Annotated in this window: 19 protein-coding genes; 6 read left to right on the forward strand and 13 right to left on the reverse strand. The window is 66.9% G+C overall.

Annotation, left to right across the window (positions count from 1 at the left end; translation table 11 throughout):
- Window positions 1–43: 43 nt before the first annotated feature.
- The 4 genes from MUH00_RS12720 to MUH00_RS12735 all read right to left on the reverse strand — a co-directional run bounded on the left by MUH00_RS12720 (window position 44) and on the right by MUH00_RS12735 (window position 6251).
- Entirely contained in the window at window positions 44–1132 is a 1089-nt protein-coding gene (locus MUH00_RS12720; RefSeq protein WP_246999080.1) for a segregation and condensation protein A, read from the reverse strand.
- Window positions 1125–4700 (reverse strand): chromosome segregation protein SMC, encoded by a 3576-nt coding sequence (gene smc / locus MUH00_RS12725; RefSeq protein WP_246999081.1) that lies wholly within the window; start codon window positions 4698–4700, stop codon window positions 1125–1127. Before smc ends, MUH00_RS12720 begins: the two co-directional genes overlap by 8 nt.
- An 80-nt stretch (window positions 4701–4780) precedes the next feature.
- Window positions 4781–5083 carry a DUF7518 family protein gene (locus MUH00_RS12730; RefSeq protein ID WP_246999082.1) on the reverse strand — a complete coding sequence of 101 codons (303 nt, stop codon included), beginning with the start codon at window positions 5081–5083 and terminating at the stop codon, window positions 4781–4783.
- A gap of 445 nt (window positions 5084–5528) precedes the next feature.
- Window positions 5529–6251, reverse strand: a complete 723-nt coding sequence (locus MUH00_RS12735) for a helix-turn-helix domain-containing protein (protein ID WP_246999083.1) — start codon at window positions 6249–6251, stop codon at window positions 5529–5531.
- A gap of 374 nt (window positions 6252–6625) precedes the next feature.
- On the opposite strand from MUH00_RS12735, the gene MUH00_RS12745 reads away from it, so the two are divergent.
- From MUH00_RS12745 to MUH00_RS12760, 5 genes are all read left to right on the forward strand, one after another.
- A complete protein-coding gene (locus MUH00_RS12745; RefSeq protein WP_246999085.1) occupies window positions 6626–6775 on the forward strand; it encodes a hypothetical protein in 150 nt (49 codons plus the stop codon).
- A gap of 281 nt (window positions 6776–7056) precedes the next feature.
- Entirely contained in the window at window positions 7057–7911 is an 855-nt protein-coding gene (locus MUH00_RS12750) for an SDR family oxidoreductase (RefSeq protein ID WP_246999087.1), read from the forward strand.
- Window positions 7912–7913: 2 nt separating this feature from the next.
- A complete protein-coding gene (locus MUH00_RS12755; protein WP_246999089.1) occupies window positions 7914–10064 on the forward strand; it encodes an AMP-binding protein in 2151 nt (716 codons plus the stop codon).
- Window positions 10065–10145: 81 nt separating this feature from the next.
- The gene (locus tag MUH00_RS22875; RefSeq protein WP_256464788.1) at window positions 10146–10268 is read left to right on the forward strand and encodes a hypothetical protein; all 123 of its coding nucleotides are present in this window, start codon (window positions 10146–10148) and stop codon (window positions 10266–10268) included.
- Between the two features lie 438 nt (window positions 10269–10706).
- Entirely contained in the window at window positions 10707–12569 is a 1863-nt protein-coding gene (locus MUH00_RS12760) for an L-lactate permease (RefSeq protein WP_246999091.1), read from the forward strand.
- 312 nt (window positions 12570–12881) lie between these two features.
- Here MUH00_RS12760 and MUH00_RS12765 read toward each other — a convergent pair whose 3' ends face one another.
- The 9 genes from MUH00_RS12765 to MUH00_RS12805 form a co-directional block, all read right to left on the reverse strand.
- A complete protein-coding gene (locus tag MUH00_RS12765; protein ID WP_246999093.1) occupies window positions 12882–13700 on the reverse strand; it encodes a DUF2182 domain-containing protein in 819 nt (272 codons plus the stop codon).
- A gap of 80 nt (window positions 13701–13780) precedes the next feature.
- Complete coding sequence (locus MUH00_RS12770) at window positions 13781–14953, reverse strand: hypothetical protein (protein WP_246999095.1); 1173 nt, start codon at window positions 14951–14953, stop codon at window positions 13781–13783.
- Window positions 14950–16224 (reverse strand): Glu/Leu/Phe/Val family dehydrogenase, encoded by a 1275-nt coding sequence (locus MUH00_RS12775; protein WP_246999096.1) that lies wholly within the window; start codon window positions 16222–16224, stop codon window positions 14950–14952. The genes MUH00_RS12770 and MUH00_RS12775 overlap by 4 nt, the downstream gene beginning before the upstream one ends.
- Window positions 16225–16363: 139 nt before the next feature.
- Window positions 16364–16726 carry a helix-turn-helix transcriptional regulator gene (locus tag MUH00_RS12780; RefSeq protein ID WP_246999097.1) on the reverse strand — a complete coding sequence of 121 codons (363 nt, stop codon included), beginning with the start codon at window positions 16724–16726 and terminating at the stop codon, window positions 16364–16366.
- Between the two features lie 84 nt (window positions 16727–16810).
- The gene (locus MUH00_RS12785; RefSeq protein WP_246999098.1) at window positions 16811–17137 is read right to left on the reverse strand and encodes a hypothetical protein; all 327 of its coding nucleotides are present in this window, start codon (window positions 17135–17137) and stop codon (window positions 16811–16813) included.
- A gap of 139 nt (window positions 17138–17276) precedes the next feature.
- Complete coding sequence (locus tag MUH00_RS12790; RefSeq protein ID WP_246999099.1) at window positions 17277–18854, reverse strand: cbb3-type cytochrome c oxidase subunit I; 1578 nt, start codon at window positions 18852–18854, stop codon at window positions 17277–17279.
- Complete coding sequence (locus tag MUH00_RS12795) at window positions 18851–20236, reverse strand: MFS transporter (protein ID WP_246999100.1); 1386 nt, start codon at window positions 20234–20236, stop codon at window positions 18851–18853. Before MUH00_RS12795 ends, MUH00_RS12790 begins: the two co-directional genes overlap by 4 nt.
- 70 nt (window positions 20237–20306) lie before the next feature.
- A complete protein-coding gene (locus tag MUH00_RS12800) occupies window positions 20307–21821 on the reverse strand; it encodes a permease (protein WP_425603008.1) in 1515 nt (504 codons plus the stop codon).
- A gap of 251 nt (window positions 21822–22072) precedes the next feature.
- Window positions 22073–22516: a hypothetical protein gene (locus MUH00_RS12805; protein ID WP_246999102.1), complete on the reverse strand. Its 444-nt coding sequence runs from the start codon at window positions 22514–22516 to the stop codon at window positions 22073–22075.
- Window positions 22517–22727: 211 nt separating this feature from the next.
- Between MUH00_RS12805 and MUH00_RS12810 the strand changes: the two genes are divergently transcribed.
- Window positions 22728–23294 (forward strand): hypothetical protein, encoded by a 567-nt coding sequence (locus MUH00_RS12810; RefSeq protein ID WP_246999103.1) that lies wholly within the window; start codon window positions 22728–22730, stop codon window positions 23292–23294.
- Window positions 23295–23318: the final 24 nt, after the last annotated feature.

The raw sequence follows: 23318 nt of genomic DNA on the forward strand, positions 1-23318 counted from the left end.
TCGGGAACGGGGCTCAACACTCCCACTAGCCGCAGCGATCGACCTAGTCGGCGATCGCTTCCTCGGGCTCCGCGTCGAGGGTCACGCGCTGGATCCAGAGGTCGCCGAACAGTTCGTCCTGTTCGAGGGTGACGCGGCCGCGGTGGGCGAGAAAGAGGAGCGCGAGGTAGGTCATCACGCGCGTGCCCCCGACCTCGTCGATCTCGGCGTAGAGGACCTCGTCGCGGCCCTTCTCGTACTGCTCCTCGAGGACCGTTTCGACATCGTCGATGACGGCCTCGATGTCCTCCTCGTGGGTCGTGTGCGTGACGTCGTCACTCGTTGGCTCGTCGTCGACGCGAAACTCGTCTTCCGTGTGGTAGCTGAGTTCCTGAACGCCGCGGCCGTACCCCCGCGGCGAGTCGCTGGTGTCGTAGCTGCGAGATTCCTTCCACCAACTGCCGCGCTCGGCGTCCCGGAGTTCACGGACGAGCTCGTCCAGCGTCTCGGGCTTTCCACGGGCCTGTTTCCGCTCGAGCCGCCGTTCCATTTCCGCCTCGAGGTTCTCGACGGGGTCGAACCCGGGCGCCGGTCTGCCGCCGTCGCCGCCGTCGATCGGCCCCTCGTCGGCGAACGGTGCCTCCCACGGGGGCAGTTCCTCCTCCTCGGGTTCGTCCGGCGCGAACAGCTCGTCGCTTTTCATCCGCAACAGGACGCTCGCGTAGAACAGCGCCCGGCCCGACGTGCGGAGGTCGGCGTCGTCCAGCGCCGCCAGGAACTTGTCCGTGACGCGGACGACGTCGATGTCCCACGGATCGATTTCGCCGTCCTTGGCGAGTTGCACGAGGAGTTCGACGGGTTCGACCTCCTCGTCTTCGTCCTCGGCGTCCCGTTTCGCGCCCTCGATCTCGGGGTCGTCTCCGTCGTCCGCGAATTCGAGGACCGTCTCGTCGCCTGGCCGCTCTCGGTCCTCGTGGCCGGCGATGTTCAGCGGGATGTCCTCACCGCTCTCGTCGCTTTCTCGCGACCCGCTTCCCTCGCTGTCTCGTGGGTCGCCTCGCTCCCCGGTCGGCTTTTCGGAGTCGCTTCGCGACTCCCTGCTCGCGGCTTCGCCGCTCGCTTTTTCCGAAGAGCGTGGCTCCTCGCTAGTCATCCGCCGGCACCTCCCCGCTGCTCAGATCGATCCCCGTCACCGCGCTCACGTTGTCCTGTTGCATCGTCACCCCGATCGCGCGCTCGGAGCGATCGAGCATCGCCGTCCGGTGAGAGACGACGACGAACTGCGCCCGATCGGAGAGTTCGTCGACCATCTCGCCGATCCGCTCGGCATTGACGGCGTCGAGGAAGGCGTCGACTTCGTCGAGCGCGTAGAACGGCGCCGGATTGTGTCGCTGGATCGCGAAGATGAAGGCGAGCGCGGTCAGCGACTTCTCCCCGCCGGACATCGCGTCCAGCCGCTGGATCGGCTTGTCGCCGGGCTGGGCCTTCATCGTCAGCCCGCCGTCGAACGGGTCCGCCTCGTTCTCCAGGTGCAGGGTCCCGGTCCCCTCCGAGAGCTTCTCGAAGATCTCCGTGAAGTGCGAGGAGATCGCCTCGTAGGCCGTCATGAACGTCTCCTTCTTCTGGGTCTCGTACTGTTCGATCCGATCGCGGATACCGTCGGCCTCCTCAACGAGCGTGGCCTTCGCGTCCTCCAGTTCCTCGAGATCCCCGCGAACCTCGTCGTACTCGTCGATCGCGAGCATGTTCACCGGCTCCATCGCCTCCATGTCGGCGGCGAGGAGGTCGATCATCTCGAGGACGGTGTCGTGGTCGGGGACGTCCTCGGGGTCGTAGTCGCCGACCTCGGATTCGAGGGATTCGATCTCCCACTCGAGGTTCCCCGCCCGCTCGCGGCGGTCCTCAAGTTTGCTCTCGACGGCGTTGACGCGATCCTGCTGCTGGTCGCGCTCCGTCCGGGCCTCGGACAGCTCCTCCTTCAGGTCGCCGCGCTCGTCCTTCAGCTCGGCGAGTTCGTCCTCTAGCTCCGCGACGGCCTCGTGTTTCGCCTCGAGCGCCTCGCGCTTCTGTTCGATCGTCTCCTCGCAGTCGGCGATGCGCTCTTCGTGTTCGGCCTTCCGGTTCTGGGCGGCCTCGATGTCATCGTGGAGATCGTCGATCGCGTCCTCGGCGTACTCCTTCTCGAGGCTCAGCTCGTTCAGTTTGCCGTCGATTTCGCTGATTCGGTCCTCGCGCTCGTCGATCTCGGCCTCCAACTCCTCGATCTGGGCGGTCAGTTCGGGGATCTTCGAGTCCTCGAGTTCGGCTTCCAGCTCGGCGATGTCGGCCTCGATCGACTCCACGGTCGCGGTCTTTGTCTCGATCTCGTCGGCGATCTCGTTCATCCGCTCGTCGACCGACTCCCGTTCCTCGCGGAGTTCCTCGAGTTCGCCCTCGAGGCGCTCGACGTCGCCCTCGATCGTCTCGCGGCGGTCGTCGAGTTTCTCGATCTCGGTCTCGATCGAGCGGACCTCGTCGGCCGCGTCGGTCTTTCGATCGCGGGCGTCGTCGAGCCGTCCCTCGACGTCCCGCAGTTCTTCGCGGAGGGACTCGCGTTCGTCCTGCAGGTCGGTGATCTGCTTGGCGACGCGCTCGAGCTGGCCCTCGCCGCCGCCGGTGAAGGAGTAGCGCGACCCCTTCCGGGAGCCGCCGGTCATGGCGCCGCTCTTCTCGACCAGATCGCCGTCGAGCGTGACCATGCGGTAGTCGCCCATGTACGAGCGGGCGGTCTCTAAGTCCTGGACGACTAGCGTGTCGCCGAGCACGTACGAGAAGACGCTCGCGTACTGGCTGTCGAACTCCACGAGGTCGTACGCGAAGCCGACGACGCCGGGATCGGACGGGGCCTTCGGCAGCCCCCGTTTCCGCATGTCCGTCATCGGCAGGAACGTCGCCCGACCGGCGTTGCGGGACTTCAGGTGCTCGATACACTGCTGGCCGACGACGTCGTCGTCGACGACCACGTTCGCGAGGCGGCCGCCCGCGGCGGTCTCGCAGGCGACCGCGTACTCGCTCGACACGGAGCCGAGCTGGGCGACCGCACCGTGGACGCCGCCGATCCCCGAGTTCAGGATCGTCGTCACCGCCCGGCCAAACGAGGAGTCGCCGCTCTCGCCCGCGTTGGCCTCGAGTTCGGCGTACTCCTGCTGTTTGGCCTGCAACTTGTCGTCGAGGTCGTCGAGGTCTCCCTGCAGGCGCCGTTTTTCGGCCTTGAGGTCATCGACGACGCTCGCGATGTTCTCGCGGTTCGCCTCGGCCTTGCGCAACTCGCGTTCGAGGTCCGACCGCTTGCTCTCGATCTCCGGCAGCTCCTCGCGTTTCTCCTCGATCGCCGCTTCCTTCTCGCTGATCGCGTTCGATCGCCGGCGGGCCTCGTCGAGCAGGCGGTCCTGCTCGCGCTGGAGGTCGTTCTTTTCCGTTTTGGCTTCCTCTACGTCGTCCTTGCGCTCGGCGAGTTCCGTCTTGAGTTCGTCGAACTCGGTGTCGACCTCCTCGATCTCCGTCTCGAGCGCGTCGCGTTCCGTCTCGCGCTCCTGGATCTCCGTCTTGATCGACGCCTTCTCGAGTTTGTGCTCGCGAATCTCGTCCTCGAGGTCGGCGATCGTCTCCTGCTTGCGATCGATCTGGACGAACGCCTCGCGCCGCTTGGCCTCGGCGTCCTCGATCTGCTCCTCGCTGGCCTCGATCTTGTCCTCGAGTCGCGAAATCTCGCCTTTCAGCTCCTCGATCTCGCTTTTAATTCGGAGCTGTTCGTCCTCGCCCTTGCGCTCGATCTCGGCGTTTAGATCCTCGAGGTCCTCCTGCAGGCGGACGACCTTGCCCTGCCGTTCGTCGAGTTCGCGCTGGAGGTCCTCGAGGTCGCTTTCGAGGTCGTCGACGCGCGATTCGATCCGCTCGAGTTCCCCGCGTTTCTCCTCGAGTTCGCTGGCCTTCTTGTACCCCTCGTACTCCTCCTTCTCGCGGCGGAGGCGCCGATATCGGAGGGCCTGCTGGCGTTCGTCTTCTAATTGCGCGAGCCGATCGCGTTTCTCCTCGATCCGGAGTTCGGCCTCGTCGATCCGCTCCTGGACGACCTCGAGTTCCTCGAAGGCGTCTTCCTTCTTGGCGTCGAACTCCGCCACGCCCGCGATCTCGTCGATGATCTCGCGGCGGGCGTGGGGCGTCATGTTGATGATCTCGGTGACGTCGCCCTGCATGACGACGTTGTATCCCTCCGGCGTGACGCCCGCCTGCGCGAGCAGATCCTGGATGTCGGAGAGATTGACCGAGCGGTCGTTCAGGTAGTAGTAGGAGTAGTAGTTGTCCTCGGTCTCCTTGACGCGCCGGCGGATGCGGATCTCGTCGACGTCGCCGACGTCCTCGCTACCGGCGGCGTTGACGACCTGCGATCGGGTGAGGGTCCCGTCTTCGTTGTCGAGGATCACCTCGACGGTGGCCTCCCGCGGACCGGACCGGTTGCCGCTGCCGTCCTCGTGGCCGGGATTGTAGATGAGGTCGGTCAGTTTCTCGGCGCGGATGCCGCGGGTCCGGGCGAGTCCGAGCGCGAAGAGCACGGCGTCGATGATGTTCGACTTTCCGGAGCCGTTCGGGCCGGTAACCACGGTGAAATCCTGGTAGAACGGGATCTTGGTCTTACGGCCGAAGCTCTTGAAGTTGTCCAGAACGAGCGCCTTGATGTACATCCCTTCTCGAACCCTCCGTCTCCCTGAGTCGATCGCGTGCGCCGCGATCACCGAGATCCGTTCGCGACGTAGTCGTTCGGTTATGCGACTATAATGTCGTCGCTACCTGAGTCTTCCGCTTCGTCGCCGGTCGCATCGTCGGCCTCCGCCGCCGCCTCGGCGACGTCGTCGGGGTCCGCTTCCTCGGTGTCCGCCGACGGCGCGTCCTCGTCCGCATCGGACGCGCGTCGTTCGGGAACGCGCGTCGGCGTGTCGGCGTCGAGTTCGGCTTCGAGCACGCGGATCCGCTCTTTCGCTTCGATGAGCTCGTCCGTCAACCCATCCACCGTCGACTCGAGTTCTGCGACCGTCGATTCGAGCTGCTCGACGCGGTTTTTCGACATACCTCCTAGGGATCTGTCCGGACACATAAACGTACGTCAGACACAATTAACCGATCTGGCAAATGCCCGATCGACGTGGATCAGTCGATCGCTGGTCGACCGAGGTGGTTGCTATCGGAAAAATTAAAATTTTCCGCGGACAGAGCGAGGACGGATGGTAGAATTGCAACTACTATCAGTTGCGATATTGGCAGTTTTATCGATTAGTTCGCTTGTAGTAACCGTACAGAGTTTCGAATTGTTCTTCCCGAGTGGGCGGCCGCGTTCGCGTTCACCGTAGGCTACGTCGGCGCGGCAATGTTCTCGGACACTACAGGGACGCAACGAGCGGTGATGATCCTCTCCGGCGGGCTCTGTATCATCACCGGGCGGCTATGGCCGTACACGGACGGAACGACCGATCAGTGAACACGCCGGCGAGTCCCGAAACCGCGGCGGCCAGCGGTCAATTTGTCGTGTCTTCGGCGTCGGAAAGTTCGTCCAGCGCCGAGAGCGCTCCCGTCAGGAGCTTTCGCTCGCCGCGCCGGAGGTTCATCGAGACGGCAGTCTTCGAGACGTCGAAGTGATCTGCGAGTTCGTCGAGGGTCGTCTCGCGCGGCGTCTCGTAGTACCCCTTTCGGGAGGCGACCTCGAACGTCTCGCGTTCGGTCTCGGTCAGCGATCGACAGCTCTCGAGCAGCTGCATCGCGCCGTCGGCGTTCTCGAGCAGGTCGAACAGCGCCGTCGGCCCGAGTCGATCGCGGTTTTCGACGCGGTAGTCGTTGTGGCGTTCGAGTTCGGCCAGGGCGTGATCCTCGTCCCGGTCGTCGTCGAAGCCGACGTGCCAGTGCTCTCGGCCGCTCTCGATCTGGAACGGACCGGTGATGTAGCCGCCGTTCGCCCGGATCGTCTCCATGGCGTTCGTCTGTTCGATCTTCGTCCCGATCTGGGCGACGTTCTCCCGCTTCGAGAGGATATAACACTCCGTCATGTTGGGATGATCTCGAAGCGTGTGCAGGCCGTCGTCGAGCGCTCCCACCGAGTCGGCCTTCGCGATGAGCCGCGTCTCGAGTTTCTCGGCGTCCGTGTCGAGTTGCCACTGGACGGCCGAAAACGCGATGTCGACGTCGTCGGTCGTATCGATGAACGGACAATCGTACTGCCGCATATCGAGATCGAGGTCGATCATCGCTTGATGAAGAACGATCATGATAGACATTAACTGTTATTATCCCCCACATGGCAGCGTCCGGTCATCAGTCCATCACTTCTTCTACAGGAGTGCGGTTGTCCAGCGCCTGATTCGGCCGTTGTGTGTTGTACTAGTGGGCGAAGCCGGTAAGCCAGCGCGCTGCGCTGGCTCGCTCGCCCATCCACGTCTGATGGAGCCGATCGATCCGCATAACCACCGCCTGGCGTGATCGAGTGACGCCAACCGGTTCGAGACCTTCACGTAAACGGAAGAGGCGATTTTTAATGACACATTCGCGTAAGTGGTATAGTATCTACCGTGAACAAGGCTTTATTATCCCCTCTGTGGTCGTAAACCTGGCGGTGAGTACTATGAGTAGTAACCTACCCAACCCGGAAGACGTCCAGGTCGACGACCTCCAAAACCTAATCGAGAACCTCCCGGAAGAGAAACGTCAAAAGTTGTTATCCCGGCTTGAAGGAGATATGGGCGATGTCAGCGGCAAAGGCCTTGGGTTATGAGGTTCCCCGCCTAAAGAGCGAGATCCACGCTGATCTCGTGACCCCCCTGGTCGGTAAGACTGCACGATGATCGAGCGAACCGTGCCGATCCGGCCGTTCGTGGGCCGTCGAGGTGGATTTCGTCCGCGTCGAGGATCTCGAACGGCTCGCTCGCTCGACGCCGAGGATCTCGAACGGCTCGCTCGCTCGACGCCGAGGATACTCTGCCGGCTCGCCGATCGGGCTTGATATGTTAACGACCCAGTTTTAGCACGTCCCAGGGTGACGTATTTTGTAGGACCATGTCTCGAGAAGTGACGCCACCGACGGTGACGCGGGAGGACATCCACACGATCGACGACGATGCGTTCACGGGGCGCAACGTCTGTCTCGTGACGGGTGCCGGGTCGGGAATCGGACGGGCGACCGCGCTCGCGGCCGCCGGTAACGGGTTGACCGTCGCGGCGACGGACGTCGACGAGGAGGGGCTCGACGGGACGATCGAGCGGAGGTCGGAGCTCGATCTCGACGGATCGATCGAATCGATCCCCGGGGACCTCACGGACGACGACGACATCGAGCGAGTCGTCGACGAGGCGGCCGACCTGGGCGCTATCAAGTACCTCGCGAACATCGCCGGGATGCAACACATCGACTCGATCGAAGAGTTCCCGATGGAGACCTACGATCGGATGCACGACATCATGCTCCGGGCGCCGCTGTACCTCTCGAAGCGCTGCATTCCGCACTTTCGGGAGACCGATGATGGGCGGGGCTGCGTCGGCAACATGGGCTCGGTCCACGGCCACTACGTCACCAGCGACAAGGTCGCCTACAACGTCTCGAAGTTCGGTCTGCGCGGGCTCACCCAGTCGATCGCGGCGGAGGGCGACGGCGAGATCCGCGCGTTCTCGGTCAGCACGGGCTACGTGAAAACGCCGCTCGTGACGAACCAGCTCGAGGACACGGCCGAGCAGCGCGGAATCAGCGTCGACGAGGTGATTCAGGACGTGATGCTCGGCCAGTCCCGCGTGAAGGAGATGATGGAGCCGATCGACGTCGCCAACCTGTTCCTGATCGGCTTCTCCGATCTGGGCCGACACTTAGACGGCGGCGACCTGTTGTTTGATGGTGGAATGACCCTTACGTACGACTGACTATGTCCGGAACCACCGACCCGAGCCTCGAAGACGTCGACGAGATCGTCCACGAACCCGACGAGGCGTTCGTCGACTCGACGAACGTGTACGCCTTCATGGAGGCGTACGGGATCGACGGCTACGAGGAGTTGATCGAGCGCACGACGACGGAACTCGACGGGGTCGAGGAGTCGGGCGTCGACTGGTTCTGGGACGAACTGGTCGACTACCTCGGCGTCGAGTTCTACGAGGACTATGAGACGGTACGAGATGACAGCGAGGGGCCGCAATTCACCGACTGGTACCCCGGCGGCGAGCTCAACATCGCGCACAACGTCCTCGATCGGCACGCGGCCGTCGACGAGGAGCGCCGAAATAAAGTGGCGACCATCTGGGAGGGCGAGGACGGCGAGATCCGGGAGGTGACGTACCACGAACTCCGCCGACAGTCGAACATGGTCGCCAACGCGCTGGAAGAGCGCGGCATCGAAACCGGCGACACCGTGGGGCTGTACATGCCGATGGTGCCGGAGGTCGTCTCCATCCTCTACGGTTGTTTCAAGGTCGGCGCGATCGCCGTCCCCATCTTCTCCGGGTTCGGCGTCGACGCCGCCGCGACCCGAATCGCCGATTCGGAGTGTTCGGTCCTCTTTACGGGCGACGGCTTCTACCGCCGCGGGGATCCCGTCTTCCTCAAGTCGGCCGCCGACGAGGCGATCGAGGAAGCCGGCCACGTCGAGCACACGATCGTTTTCGATAGGCTGGGGAGCGAGGCGCAAAGCGCCTCGGAAATGCGAACGGGGAACGATGCGAGGTCTGAGCGGAGCGAAGACCTCGAAAACGCGAACGGGGAGCGCGAGCGACCCGTGAGCGAAGCGACCCGTGAGCAGAGCGCTCCGAAGAGCGAACACGAGATCTCCTGGAACGACGATCGCGACGAGTGGTGGATCGACGCCGTCGAGACGGCCGACGACGAGTACGAGACCAAGTCGCTCCCGTCGGACCAGGAGTCGATGCTCCTCTACTCCTCGGGCACGACGGGCAAGCCGAAGGGGATCGTCCACACCCACGCTGGCGTCCAGGTCCAGTGTGCGAAGGAGGTCCACTTCGGCATGGATCTCAAACCCGCCGATCGGTTCTTCTGGGTCTCGGACATCGGCTGGATGATGGGGCCGTGGACGCTCATCGGCACGCACACCTTCGGCGGCACCGTCTTCGTGTACGAGGGCGCGCCGGACTACCCTGACCCCGATCGCTTCTGGGAGATGATCGATCGCCACGAACTGACCCAGTTCGGCATCTCGCCGACGGCGATTCGCGCCCTGCGCAAGCACGGGGGCGGCTGGCTCTCCGGTCACGACCTCTCGTCGCTTCGACTGCTGGGCTCGACGGGCGAGCCCTGGGACCCCGAGTCCTGGCGCTGGTTCTACGAGAACGTCGGCGGCGGCGAGTGCCCGATCATCAATATCTCCGGCGGCACCGAGATCTGCGGCTGCTTCCTGATGCCGATGCCGACCGAACCGCTCAAACCCTGCACGCTGGGCGGCCCCGGCCTCGGCATGGATATCGACATCGTCGACGCCTCGGGCGAGTCCATCAAGGAGGACCACGAACGCGGCTTCCTCGTCGCCAGGGACTCCTGTCCGTCGATGACGAAGTCGCTCTGGTCGGGCGACGAGCGCTACTTGGAGGAGTACTGGTCGACGTTCGAGGATCCACCGATGTGGAACCACGGCGACTGGGCTCAGAAGGACGAGGACGGCTTCTGGTTCCTCCACGGCCGCGCCGACGACGCGCTCAACGTCGCCGGCCGAAAGGTCGGCCCCGCCGAGGTCGAGGGCGCGCTCATCGACCACGAGGCGGTCAACCAGGCCGCGGCCATCGGCGCCCCCGACGACACCACCGGGACGGCGGTCGTCGCCTACGTCATCCTCGAAGACGGACGCGAGGAGACCGACAGCCTGCGCGAGGAACTGCGCGCGCAGGTCGGCGAGGAGCTCGGCAAGCCGTTCCGTCCGCGCGAGGTGCTGTTCGTCGACGAGTTCCCCAAGACGCAGAGCGGGAAGATCATCCGGCGGGCGATCGAGGCCACCTACACGGGCGAGGACCTCGGCGACATGAGCAGCATCGAGAACCCCGAGGCGCTCGATCGGCTCGAGGAGGCCCGTTGAGGGACGCCCACTTCGAGCGGTATCGCGGATCCCGAATCGAAGTCCGGAACGACTATTTCGGGGACGTGGTAGAACGTGGCGATGAAACCGGTCACCCTGCGCCTTCTGGAGGACGAGGAGACACCAGCCGAACTCGACGCGGAATCGATCGCGGACAGATCTTCGGTTCTTCGTCGTCTCGTCCGCCGAGGGCTCGTCGACTAGCGTCGCGAGCGTACCCCCGGCAGACGCGGTCACCTCCCGTTTGCACGGCACTCTGGACGGCGGCGCGGCCGTCGATCGGCGAGCGAAGGGGCGAGGTGCGCCGGTTCACGACTCCGGCGCGAGCCCCTCGAAATATGCGGATCGAGGGCGGTTCCGGCGCCCGCTCCGAGTTCTCGTAGCGAGTTCTCGACTGTTAGCCTGCGTGAGCGCGCCGCAAGCGCTCGATCGTCGCAAGACGCGACGCCTCCGCGTGCGTTGCGGGGGAAAACGAGCAGTAGACTCTCGAAACCGATCGCTGGGTTGGTCACATTATGTGAACGATCGAAGATTATATATGATGATTTGATGGTTGCCACACCATGCCAGATCCGATCACACGCGGTGGCGGCACCGATCGCCCGTTACGAGCTTCCCCGACGGGGCGTCGAGGTGGTGGCCGTGGCTAGTCCGGTCGAAATCCTGCTCGCGGCGACGCCGCTCGTTCTCGCGGGCGTCCTACTCGTCGGACTGCTGTGGCCCGCGACGCGGGCGATGCCGATCGCCTATCTCGCCGCGGTGGCGGTCGGGCTCGGCGTCTGGGGTATGCCGGGGGAGTATGTCGCAGCGGCCTCGATCGCCGGCGCGATGACGGCGATCCAGATCCTTTGGATCGTCTTCGGCGCGCTGCTGTTGCTGTACACGCTGATGCAGGCGGGCGCGTTCGACAGGATCAACCAGGGCTTTGCGCAGATCAGCGACGATCGCCGCGTCCAGGTGATCCTGCTCGGGTTCTTCCTCGCGACGTTCATCGAGGGTGCGGCCGGATTCGGGACGCCGGCGGCGGTCGTCGCGCCGCTACTGCTGGCGCTCGGCTTCCCGGCGCTGGCCGCGGTGATCGCCGCGCTGATCGGCCACATCATCGCCGTGACCTACGGCGCCGTCGGGACGCCGATCATCATCGGGATCAAGGATCCGCTCTCGTCGACGGCCGCGACGGAGACGGCGATCACGGACGGTGGCTTTACCGTCGCCGACTACTCGCTCGAGGTTGCCGTCTGGGCGGCGACCTACCACACGCTGGTCGGGTTCCTCATGCCGCTGTTCGCCGTGGGAATGGTCGTCTACTTCTTCGGCGACCGGGAAGAGCGCAGCCTCGAACCGGCCTGGGAGGTCGCGCCGCTGTGTCTGTTCGCCGGGCTGGCGTTCGTGGTTCCGTACTGGCTCTCCGCCCAGGTAAGCGCGGAGTTCCCGTCGCTTCTGGGGTCGATGGTCGGCGGCGCGATCGTCGTCGGCGCCCTGAAAGCCGGCTACTTCGTGCCGGACGAGGAGTGGGACTTCCCGGACCGCGAGGAGTGGCCCGCCCACTGGGTCGGCACGATCGAGCCCGGAGAGTCGAGCAGCGGCGGCGTCGCTACCGGAACGGACGACGGCGCAGCGGTCGCCGACGGCGGCGCTGGTACGGCGTCTATCGGACGGACCGACATGTCCCTGCTTCGCGCCTGGACCCCGTACATCCTGCTCGTCGCGCTCCTGGTCGTCACGCGCGTTTGGGACCCGATCGCGGCGTTCCTGCAGGGCGAGCCGACGACTCTGCTCGGAGTGTCCCTCGAAATTCCGCCAGTCACCGTATCTCTGCCGGACGTCTGGCTGCTCGGCGGCAAGATCGAGATTCACCCGCTGTTGTTTTTCACTCGATGGACCGATATCGGCGGTGGAACCGGACTCGGCGGCGGGATCGACTGGATCTACGTCCCGGGCTTCTGGCTCGTCCTCTGTGCGCTGCTCGCGATCCCGCTGTACCGGATGGACGGCGACCAGGTGACGGCCGCCTGGGGTGAGGCCCTGCGGAAGCTCGTTGCACCGTTCATCGCGCTCGTGTTCGTCATCGCGATGGTGCAGGTGATGCTCCAGTCCGGCGCGCACGCCGAGGGCACCGAGAGCATGATCTTCGTCCTCGCGCAGGCGACCGCCGACGCCGTCGGTCCGGCGTATCCGTTCATCGCCGCGCTCATCGGCGCCCTCGGGGCCGCGATGGCCGGCTCGAACACCGTCTCGAACATCACCTTCGGCGGGTTCCAGTTCGAGGCCGCGAGCCAACTCGGCCTCCCCACGCAGCTCATCGTCGGCGCGCAGGCCGTCGGCGGCGCGATCGGCAATCTCGTGGCCGTCCACAACGTCGTCGCCGCGCTCGCGACCGTCGGCCTCGTCGGCCAGGAGGGCCGCGTGATGCGGCTGAACCTGATCCCGCTGGTGTACTACGCGATCGGGGTCGGTGTCGTCGCGACGGTGTTCAGCTACGTCCTCTTCCCGGGGCTCTTCTAAGGTCTTTTCCGGGAGGACGATTATCCCGTCGTCGATGAGGCCATTGGGTTCTTGGGGACGATGCCGACGATCACCTCGACGAAGTCGGGCGCCTCGGCTGGCTCAAACTCCACACCCTCTGCCAGGGTCAGCCCCGTTCCCGGGTTAACCGGGTTCGCCACGGCCAGCCCGGTGAACAGGTATCGAACGATACCTCCGCCAGTATGAAAACGAGGTGTTTGTTGGCGTGTAACACCCTTTCGACTAGCGCTTCCACGACCGCGGTCAAAAAGGCTCGACTGGAATAACGATCGGCGGAGACGGGCGTCGCGATCACACGCTCGGAACGCCGACCAGCAGCGTGAACGCGGCGGCGGCGAGCAGGACGACGCCCCAGGCGAGGGCGACGTCATCGCTCTCGGGCGCCACGCGTTCGAGCACGACGACGACCGTCAGGCCGATCATGACGGAGAGGTTCATCGACCCGAGCGCGACCATCACCGCGAACAGGGGCCAGGTGCAGCCGACGCAGTTGACGGCGTACTCGAGTCCCGTCCGGACCATGCGGGTGACGTCCGGATGGTGCGGGATCGATCGACAGCACGCACAGCGTTCGAGCAGATCGCGTTTCAGCGACGTGAACTGGTAGCCGCCGGCGAAGGCGAACAGGCCGGCGACCACCACCGATCCTGCGCTCCACCCGAGCGCGGATTCGGTCACCAGATCGTGAATCGGAACCACGTACTGGACCGCCAGCGGGACGGCCCCGACGAGCGTCCATACGAGCCCGTACGCGCCGAGGAAGGCGGCGATCGAGCGGATGAAGAGGGTCGAATCGTCACAAATCTCCTCACGATACCGTCGGACGGCGGGAACGAGCGACGGCAGCATCATCGCCAGCATCATCGTTCCCCATATGAGCAGGTACGCGGTGACGCCGGTGAGTCCGTTCGCCGTCGCCATCGCCTCGGGGACGCCGGGTGCGTCCATCGGCGCCTCGAGATCGGCCGGAGCGGGACCAAGGCCGGGAAGCCACCCTTCGAGCAGGACGAGCCACAGGAACGCGGCGAGCGAGAGCACGAACGTGTCCGCGAGCGGAGGGCTATCGAGATCGATACGACTAACGACGGTGCGAAGTGTATCGGAAACCATCAGCTACGGTCGGTGGAACGGCGAGGAACCGCTGAACGGTCGGAGATCGCTTCGACTCGACAACGTGGAACCGAGATCGGTCACGGCGATCGATCGCGTTCGAGGATGACGCCGCCGGCGCCGACGGCGACGTCGACGGGGCTGGTCGCGAGTCCGCCGTCGACGTCGTCGCTCGATCGGGCGAGCGCGAGACCCTGCAACGATTGTTCGGTGGGGGTGTCCAGTTCGGCCCAGCGGACGCTCTCCTCGCGGCGGTAGATCCGTCCGCCGGTCGCGACCGCGACGGCGCCGGTACCGCGCGCCTGGATCGCCTGGAGAGCGCCCTGGCCGACGTGCAGCGGCGTCCAGTTCTCGCAGTCGGGATCGTACCGGTAGGCGATGCCGTCGGCGCCGGCGATGTAGACGGCGCCGTCGCCGGCCCAGATATCCTGGAAGTCGACCTGCGCGTTCCGGACGCCGATCCGTTCCCACCGATCGGACGAGGTGCTCTCGGTATCGGAGGTCGATTCGCCGTTTTCGTCTCGATCCGCGGATTCTCGGTACGCGCCGCCGCTGGTGTCGACGGCGCAGAATCCGTCCGGCCCGGCCGTCAACCCGGGAACCGTCGACCCGCCGCCGGGTTCGACCACGTCGCCCCAGGTCGGGCAGCCGTCCTCGACGGTGCAATCGAGCACCTCGCCGGAGCCGTTCGCGATCCGGACGCGCTCCTCGCCGGTCGATCCGGTGACGGCGATCGCCTCCCAGGTGCTCGTCTTCTCCATCGGCGCCGAGTAGTCGCTGAGGCGCCCGTCGACCACGTCGTAGCAGCCGAGCGCGCCGCTGTCGCCGGCGAACCAGAGCCGACAGCCGTCGTCGGTCGCCGCGACGTCGCGGAGGGTGTTTTCCGACACACCCGGCCCGCGCTCGAGGACGACCTGCCAACCGTCATCACCCCGGTGGAGCAGGAGCCCGCCCTCGCCGCAGGCGTAGGGTCCGTCGTGGCCGTGGACGACGGCGTGGAGGGCGCGCGACGTGGGCGATTCGGCGGCGCCCCATCCGCCGGTGCCGTCGTTCGTCCCGGTATCCGCGTCGTCGCTCTCGTCTCCATCCCCGTCGCTCGACCGATCGTCAGCGGCGTCGACGACCGGCAGCCGGACTTCGTCCTCGTTCGCGCCGTCGCCGCTCGAGTCGTCGGACGCCACCCGGTCCGGCAAGCCGACATCCTGGAGCCAGTCGAGCGCGTCGGACAGCGAGTCGTCGACGCGATCGATCATCGAATCACCTCGTGGGCCGCCGCGACGCGGGAACAGCCGACGCTGTAGGCTGCCTCGCGCCAGCTCAGGTCGCACCGGTCGCGACGATCCCGGACATCGTCGACGGCGTCGGCGAGCGCGTACCGGAACTCGTTGCCCACGCGCGCGTCGCTCATTCGGTCGCGGCCGACGCTCTGGACCCACTCGAGGTGGGCCGCGATCATCCGACCGGCCGTCGCCAGCACCGCGGGGACGACGGTGACGCCTCGCTCTTCGAGGGTGCGCTGGCCGCCGGGCGTCACGCTGCCGACGGTGCCCTCGACGACGAGATCGGCTCGAATCCCGTCGGCATTCTCGGCGGTCACCGTCGTCGCGGGGTCGGCGAGGAGCAGGGCGTCGACGTCGTGCTCGAGGACGTTTCTCGTGCCGGTCACCGTCCCGCCGTCGAACTCCGCGAGCGTCCCCGGCCGCCGGAGGTAGCTGGGGGCGAGGTTCGTGTCGAGCCCCGTTTCGTCGGCGGCGGCGAGTCCCGCGCCGTCGCCGCACATCGCGACGATGGTCCCGCCGCGGAACTCGAGCAGTCGGGCGGCCGTCGAGCCGACGGTGCTGGTGCCGTAGACGGCGATCGTCGCGTCGGACAGCGGTCGAGCGCGGTCCGTCTCGAGGACGTCCTGGGCGACGGTCGCGACGCTGTGGGCTCCGGGCTCGGAGAGTTCGCGGAACCCGCCGATCGCCGGCGGTTTGCCGGCGACCGTCGCCCGAGCCGGAGCGTCGACGCGATCGGTGATGGCGTCGGCGATCCGCGCCATGGTTCGCCGATCGGTGCCGACGTCCGGCATGAAGACGTCGCCGTCGCTGTCGACGCCGGTGATTCGGGTCGCGTACGCTCGAGTGAGCCGCGCCCGTTCGTCCCGGGAGAGTTCCGCGGGATCGACCGCGATCCCGCCCGCGGCGCCGCCGAACGGCACGTCGGCGATCGCCGCGCTGACGGTCGCCGCGGCCGCGAGGCCGGCGCAGTCGTCGCCGTTCAGCGCGGGGAAGTACCGGTGCGGGCCCGCGGGCGGTCCGCGGACGGTCTCGTGGCGAACGCGGTACCCCTCGCAGACGTCGTACGCCCCGTCGTCGCGTTCGAACGGGACCGAAATCCGCTCGCGTTGACGCGGGTGGAGGAACCGCTGCTCGATGTCGTCGGGGAGGCCGAGACGGTGCGCGGCGGTTGTCGCGTACGTCCACGGCGCTTCGAGATCGGGTGCTGTTCGACTGGTGTCGTCCGAAGAACTGTATGCTGACATTACGAATCGATGGGTTCGGATCAGTTGCATCGGCGATCGCGACCGTCAGCCGGCTGTGTCGAGAACTGCGTCCGGCAGCTGGCGAGAGCTGCCTCGAACCGACCCTCCGCGATCGCCGCCAGGAGCGGCCGCAGAGCGCTTACTGATCGCAGCGGAGACAGCGCCGTTCCCACTCGTGGTGCTCCTCGAGTCGCTTGTTGGCTCGTGTACTGGGCCGATAGGCGTTGGTACGACCGTCGAGCGGGTACTTCTCAACGTACCCTTCTTCGACGAGTTCGCCGAGGTTCTGGTAGAGCCGTCCCTGGTTGATCTCCTCGTCGTAGTAACAGTCCAGTTTGTCCTTGATGACGAGGCCGTGTGGGTTTCGGGCCGCGAGCATCCGAATGACGAACAGTTGGTCGCGCTTGAAGCCCGTGAGGTCCGTCAGCGGACGCGCACAGCCGGTCTTTTTTGTGCTCGATTCTTCACCGTCGTAGGCGTTCGATTGCGTGCGATTGGACATCGGTACGTCATCGGCGGCTCGGCCGCCGAAGCTACGCGCGGGGGTCGAACCCGCACCCGGCCGGACCGGACGTAGCGGGCGGTCTCAGGGACCGTGTTCGAGCCGATGTTCCCGGTACAGAACGACGACGAACGCCCCGAGCGGGACGAGTCCGAGAACGACGAGCAATAGCGCTGCGTAGATCGCCGTCGACAACCCGACCGCCGTCACGAAGTAGGCCAGAACGCCGATCGCGGCCGCGATCAGCAACAGGACGCTCGAGAGCACGAGGGCGAAGCTCACCTTGCGGAGCTGCCACTCGAGGTTCTCGGATCGGCGGAGCTGTTCGATGAGGACGACTGTCGGCGGGATCGTCAGCGCGATCAGTTGCAAGAGCATCAGTGCGACGTCGGTGTTTGCGGTGGTTGACATGGGCGTATGCTAGCGTGGTGCGGCAGTGGGCGGGCCGCAGGCATCTGCGGTGGTTCGATGACGGTGCAGCCGCGTTCGACGGTGAGACAGCTGCGTTCGACAACGATGCAATCGCGACGGCGGCGGCTCGGCGTCGGTCCTACTCGGTCGACTCGGCCGCGGTATCCCACTCGCGAGCGTGCGATGGGCCGTCAGCGAGATCCCACGGGTCGGCGGGAGCGGACGCGGGCTCGCCGGCCCGCAGCGATCGGGCGAGGTTCCAGAGGAAGACGAGCTGGCCGCCGGCGATGACGTAGGCGCCGACGGTCGCGAGTTGCTGCAGCGGCGCGTACGTCGCCGGATACGTCGCGATGCGCCGCGGGAGCCCCGCGAGGCCGACGAGCAGGAGGGCGCCGAACGTGACGGCGACGCCGACGATCGTGAGCCGGACGTGCAGGCGGGCGAGCCCCGGCTCGAGGCGCCGTCCGGTCAGCAGGGGTGCCCAGTAGTATCCCCCGGCGACGAGCGCCAGTGCGACGAAGCCGGCGAGCAGCAGGTGAAAGTGCGCGACGACGTAGTAGGTGCCGTTGTACCGCACGTTGATCGGCACGACGGCGAGGAGGACGCCGGTGACGCCGCCGACGACGAAGAAGCCGACGGCGGCGAGACAGGCGAGCATCGGCGCAGTGTGCCGAATCGCGCCGCCCCACAGCGTCGCGAGCCACGTGCAACACTTCGCCGAACTCGGCAGGGCGATCGCCAGCGTGACGACCATGAAGACGACCCGAACGGACGGTCCCGTGGCGGCGACGAACAGGTGGTGTCCCCAGACGGTGAACGAGAGGACGCCGATCGCGAGCGTCGAGTAGACGGACGATCGCCACCCGAACAGCCGTCGACCGGCGAACCGCGGGAGGACGTGGCTGACGATACCCATCGGCGGTAACACCAGCACGTACACCAGCGGGTGGGCGAAGAACCAGAACACCTGCTGCCAGCTCGTTGGCCCGCCGCCGGCGACGAAGTACGTCGTTCCGATCGTCCGATCGGCGAGCAACAGCGTCGCCGCGAACGCCAGGACCGGAAACGCGACCACCGTCATCGCCGCGCTCGTCAGAACCGTCCAGGTGAACGTGTCCACGTCGCGCCACCGAACGTCGCGGCGCCACAGGATCGTCGCGGCGAGGTTCGCGGCGGTCGCCGCCGACCCAACGGCGACGAGCAGGAGTCCGACGAGTAGGGCGTCGACGGCGGGATTCCGCGACAGGGCGCTCAGCGGCGGGTACAGCGTCCACCCGGTCGCGACCGGCTCGAGGCCCGCCACACCGAGGATGCCGCCGAGGGTGCCCGCGCGGATCGCCAGCGCCGCCGGCACCTGCGACCAGAACGCCGCGGTGCCGAGCGCGGGGAACGCGGTCCCCTCGGCCTCGATCAGCGGCGGCACGGCGGCGTACGCGACGCCCCAGATCGCCGGCAGCGCGAACAGGAACAGCATCGTCAGCCCGTGGGTCGTGAAGAGGGCGTTGTAGGTCTCGGCCGAGACGAGATCCTGCCACGACGTGACCAGCGCCGTCCGGAGCAACAGGGCGTCGAACCCGCCCCACAGGCCGAACGCCAGCGCGAACCCGAGGTACCAGCGGGCGAGCCGCCGGTGATCGACCGCGACCCTCGTCGCGCCGGCCGACCCGATCGCGCGGGCCGCACTCTCGAGGGCGCGCCGCGGCGTGGACCGCGTCATCGGTCGCCGTCGCGGCCGAACGTGAACGCCCGCCCCAGCTCGCGAACGCCGAGCAGGCCGACCGTCGTCGCGGCGGTGAACGCGGCGAGGGGGTCGACCGCGTACAGGAGCCCGCCGATCAGCGGCGCGGGGACGACGGCGATCCGGACCGCCGTTCGAACCGTCTCAGGGAGTTCCGATCCCGGAATCGGCGCGGCTCGGGCGCTCGCCCCGACGGTCGGTCGCAGCGGCTCGATCGCAGTGCGACAGCCGAACAGCGCGAACAGCGCGGCGACGACGCCGGGGCCCTTCGGTGCCGCCACGAGCGCCATCGGGACCAGCGACGCGACCGCGAGCCCGACGGCGAGCAACGCCCGCCGATCGACTCGCGAGGCGAGCGGACCGGAGCCGAGGGCGCCGAGGATCGCACCGCCCGCCTCCGCGAGGAGGAACAGCCCGAAGACGGCCGCCGGAGCCAGCGAGAAGCCGCCGATCGAGAGGCCGATCGACTCGTACTCGACGACCAGGAGGACCAGAAACGGCGCGATCCCGGCGATCGCGACCCGGACGAGTCCGTCGCCGATGACGGCCCACCGTCTTCGGTCCGGCAGTCTCGAGACGCCGTTTCGAACGGTCTCGAGCGATCGATCGTCGCCGGCCGCGGTCTCGATCGCGCCGCCGGTCGCTCGATCGCCGGCGGTCGTCGCGCCGTCGACGACAGTGCTCAGCGCGACCGCCCCGACGAGCGCGACCGCGGCGCCGGCCGCGGCGACGAGCGCGATACCGGCGGAGACCGTATCGGCGCCCGCGACGGCGGCCGTCGCGATCACCGCGGCGACGGCGATTCCGAGCGCGCCGAGCACGACTGCGGTTCGCCGATCCGGTCGCACCCCGGTCGCGCCCGCGGCCTGGTCCGCGTCCGCGGTTCCGTCCGACCGATCGTCGTCTCCGACGGGGCTTCTCCAGAACGGCGACACGCGGGTGTCGATCGGCCAGAAGTGACGCGTCGGACCGCGGGCGTGCCACGCCTGGAGGAGCACGACGCCGATCGCGAGCCACCCCAGCGCCGAGAGGGGCGTTCCGAGCAGGCCGTCGAGCGTCGGCGCGCCGGTCCAGGTGAGCAGCCCGGCGGCGGCGAGTAGCGCCGAGAGGGCTGCGACCGCCCGCTCACGATCGCGTTCGTCGACGCCCGCGGTCGAGCGCTCCGCCGCGACGGCGGCGATACCGAGTCCGAGCGTCGCCAGCGCGCCGACGACGATCGGCCCGTAGCCGAGGGCGACCACGAACTCGGGAAGGTAGCGTTCGGTCACGCGGATCAGCCCGTGGCTCGCCGCGAGCGCGGCGAGGGTGACCAGTCGGGCCGGATCGGACTGTTCGCCGGCTGTCGCTATCGGTGGTGGCATCATGGATACTGGAACGGGGATTCTTCGGGGGTGGCGGACGCGTCGAAAGTCGCCGCTCGAATCCGGGCGCTCACTTCAGGCCGCGGTCCTCGAGCGCGTAGGCGATCCGCCGGAGGACGAGGTAGGATCGGATGAGAACGCCGGCGACGTGGGGAGCCAGCCGGTTTCCGAGCCGCCGCCGCTGGGCCGGCTCGAGGGCGGCGTACAGTTGGACCGCGAGGATCGGGAGGGTGACGACGTTGAGCAGGGCCGTGTACGTCCCGGGGACGGTGCCGCCGGCCTCGGACACGGGCGGAATCAGACCCAGACCGCCGAACAACAGCTGGACGGCGAGACCGGCGGTGACCGCCGCGAGGAAGAACCCGACGAAGATCACGCCGGCCATGCGGGTGCCGTAGTACCGGCGGTAGGTGCGGACCAGCGGCAGGATCAGCAGGTCGGCGAAGATGAACGAGAGGACGCCGCCGAAGGAGACGCCGTTCTGCCAGAGCACGACCGCAAAGGGGACGTTGCCGACGGAACAGAGGAACGTCAACACGCCGACGACGGCGCCAAGCACGACGTTCGAGACGAGCCGAACGGCGCTTCCCTCGGCGCCGACGCCGAAGACGGCGGTCCACCAGGCGGTGGGAACCAACGCGGCCAGCAGGCCGGCGATGAGGAACCCCAGCGCGATGTCCCGCCAGAGCATGTCCCACTCGCGAATCGTGTTCGCGGCCGCCGATCGCCAGCGATCGCCCGAGAAGAGTTCGGGGCCGGCGGTGACCGCCTCTCGGTCGGTCGTCGGATCGTACGCACCGCGACAGCCGTCACAGCAGAAGTACCGCCGTTCGCCGTCGAACTCCCGCACGACGGTGTCCTCGTCGGTCGGATCCGCGCGCATCCCACAGGTCGCACACTCGATCTCCTCGAGCGACCGCGCGCGAGACCGCGCGCGCTCGATCCACGACTCGGGAACGAACCGCCGGTAGACGATCGCGAGGACGACGATCGCGACGAGCCCGCCGACGATCTCGGCGGCCGCGAACTGCCAGCCCAGCAGGAGCAACACGACGAGGGCGAGTTCGAGGACGAGATCGGTGCTCGCGAACTGGAACGCGCCCAGGCTGGCCGCGGCCGACGCGCCCTTCGTGAACAACGACCGCGTCGTCGCGACCGCGGAGAACGAGCAACTCGAGGACGAAGCCCCGAAGAACGACCCGTAGGCGACCGCTCTCCAGTCGTCGTCACCGAGGTAGTCGGTGAGCCGGTCCGCGGAGACGAACTCCTGGACGGCGCCGGTGATCGTGAAGCCGAGCACGAGCGCCCACCACGTCTCCCAGGCCATCTCGAAGGCGATGATCGCCCCCTCGACGATACCCAGGAGAACGGCGCCGAGCAGGCCGACGAGCCGAGCTGCGAGCTCGAGGCTGCTTCCGGCCGCGTGCGGGCGAGCGAACCGGGCGCCGACTACCGAACCGTCGACGACCGGTTCGAAACCGAGCGGCCACTGATCGATCGCCAGGAGCGCTAGCGTGGGGACCAATCGTCCGTATACGTGTCCGACGGTGGACGCGTCGGTAAGCGTGTGTGTCGCCGAAAGCATGGTGAGGACTCGAAGGAATGGGGACGGCGCGGAACGAAGCGGCCTGTACGGACCGCTGTCGAGCGAACAGTAGCGGCTATGCTGTCGGGCCGGGAGGTCATCCGCGCCGAGCCGGCGCGTCGTCCGGGCCTTCCAACAGCGGTATCCAACGGTCGGAGACGTATAAGGGTGGACGGAACCTAGAGAAAGTAGAACGACGGTTCGCGGTCAGTTCGTCGTCGCAAGCGGTCGGTTCTCGAATCGGATCGGCCTCATCGCGTCAGCAACCCGATCGTTCGGTGGCGGTTGTACAGGTAGACGACGCAAACCGTTACCGTCGAGAGGAGAAACGCGACGATCGCGATCGCGAGGGCGACGCCGAATCCGGCCGCCAGTCCGGAGAGGACGGCGAGAAGCAGCGGGGCGGCGACGGCCGTACCGACGTAAATTTCGCGATCCGGCGTCCAGTCGTCGGTTTCAGTCGCGACGAACTCGACGTCGCGCCAGATCGCGGGGAGCGTGACGGCTCCAGCGGCGGTGATCACGATCAGAAGCGCGACGCCGCCGAGACTCGAGGCCAGCACCGAACCGCCGCCGGTGAGGCGAGCGAGCGAGACAATCCCGAGCAGGCTCAGCGCCGGGTAGCCGATCAGGACGTACCAGTACCACGGATATCGGTCGATCGAATCGATGGACGGAAGTTCACCACGTGACATGGTGCATCCGCCGTTCGCCTCGCCGACGGATAAGTCGTCCAAATTCCTAACTTTTCCGCACAAAATCACTGCATTCGGACAGTAAGTTTCCCTACGGGTCAGCAAATTTATTTCAGACCGTTTCAGTACTGTGTCATCTTATGACCCTGGCACCGCTATCCCGGCGTGCCCGGTCGGACCGCACCGACGGTTCGATCGACCACCCAAACACATGATTGGTGAACACGCATTCTGTCCGACCAGCGGTGCATCTCTCTCGCGAGAGATCCACTACGACGACTGCGGCCGCCCCGAGCGCGTCCCCCAGTCCGACGACCTCGCACCGAACGCGACCCTCGACGCCCCGCTGACGACCGGGAAACGCCGCTCTTCGAGGCGTGCGCTGCTCACGTACTTTCGGCGGTGTCACCGCCGACACGCCGACGCGGACGACGATCTCTACCGTCGCGTCGCGACCGCGCTCGGCCGCCTCAAGCGAACGGCGTCTGGCCGCGAGGAACGCGACATAATCGTCTGGTTCGCGCTGGGCGAACGGCTCACGTGCGACGGATTCGACGTGTCGTGGATGACAGCTCACGTCGAACCCCGGTGTCCGGATTGCGGCAGTCGGCTGGCGTACGTCGACGGGCCCGACGGCCTGGTCGGCCGCTGCGGTAGTTCGTGCCGGGACCGACGGGACGATCGCCTCGACGAGATTCGGACCGCCGTTCGATCGTTGTTCGCGCGAACGTATCCCAACGACGTGCCCCCTGAAACGGATGCGCTCGCACTACTGTGATCGACCGCGACGGCAGTCGTCGCG

The organism is Halosolutus gelatinilyticus, assembly GCF_023028105.1.
Lineage (GTDB): Archaea > Halobacteriota > Halobacteria > Halobacteriales > Natrialbaceae > Halosolutus > Halosolutus gelatinilyticus.

Excerpts from the sequence above, each read along its gene's own strand:
- MUH00_RS12755 (WP_246999089.1), top strand. The coding sequence starts at position 7,914 with ATGTCCGGAACCACCGACCCGAGCCTCGAAGACGTCGACGAGATCGTC.
- MUH00_RS12785 (WP_246999098.1), bottom strand. The coding sequence starts at position 17,137 with ATGTCAACCACCGCAAACACCGACGTCGCACTGATGCTCTTGCAACTG.
- MUH00_RS12775 (WP_246999096.1), bottom strand. The coding sequence starts at position 16,224 with ATGTCAGCATACAGTTCTTCGGACGACACCAGTCGAACAGCACCCGAT.
- MUH00_RS12735 (WP_246999083.1), bottom strand. The coding sequence starts at position 6,251 with ATGATCGACCTCGATCTCGATATGCGGCAGTACGATTGTCCGTTCATC.
- MUH00_RS12750 (WP_246999087.1), top strand. The coding sequence starts at position 7,057 with ATGTCTCGAGAAGTGACGCCACCGACGGTGACGCGGGAGGACATCCAC.
- MUH00_RS12765 (WP_246999093.1), bottom strand. The coding sequence starts at position 13,700 with ATGGTTTCCGATACACTTCGCACCGTCGTTAGTCGTATCGATCTCGAT.
- MUH00_RS12795 (WP_246999100.1), bottom strand. The coding sequence starts at position 20,236 with ATGCCACCACCGATAGCGACAGCCGGCGAACAGTCCGATCCGGCCCGA.
- MUH00_RS12805 (WP_246999102.1), bottom strand. The coding sequence starts at position 22,516 with ATGTCACGTGGTGAACTTCCGTCCATCGATTCGATCGACCGATATCCG.
- MUH00_RS12790 (WP_246999099.1), bottom strand. The coding sequence starts at position 18,854 with ATGACGCGGTCCACGCCGCGGCGCGCCCTCGAGAGTGCGGCCCGCGCG.
- MUH00_RS12800 (WP_425603008.1), bottom strand. The coding sequence starts at position 21,821 with ATGCTTTCGGCGACACACACGCTTACCGACGCGTCCACCGTCGGACAC.
- MUH00_RS12810 (WP_246999103.1), top strand. The coding sequence starts at position 22,728 with ATGATTGGTGAACACGCATTCTGTCCGACCAGCGGTGCATCTCTCTCG.
- MUH00_RS12745 (WP_246999085.1), top strand. The coding sequence starts at position 6,626 with ATGAGTAGTAACCTACCCAACCCGGAAGACGTCCAGGTCGACGACCTC.
- MUH00_RS12720 (WP_246999080.1), bottom strand. The coding sequence starts at position 1,132 with ATGACTAGCGAGGAGCCACGCTCTTCGGAAAAAGCGAGCGGCGAAGCC.
- MUH00_RS12770 (WP_246999095.1), bottom strand. The coding sequence starts at position 14,953 with ATGATCGATCGCGTCGACGACTCGCTGTCCGACGCGCTCGACTGGCTC.
- MUH00_RS12780 (WP_246999097.1), bottom strand. The coding sequence starts at position 16,726 with ATGTCCAATCGCACGCAATCGAACGCCTACGACGGTGAAGAATCGAGC.
- MUH00_RS12730 (WP_246999082.1), bottom strand. The coding sequence starts at position 5,083 with ATGTCGAAAAACCGCGTCGAGCAGCTCGAATCGACGGTCGCAGAACTC.
- smc (WP_246999081.1), bottom strand. The coding sequence starts at position 4,700 with ATGTACATCAAGGCGCTCGTTCTGGACAACTTCAAGAGCTTCGGCCGT.
- MUH00_RS22875 (WP_256464788.1), top strand. The coding sequence starts at position 10,146 with ATGAAACCGGTCACCCTGCGCCTTCTGGAGGACGAGGAGACACCAGCC.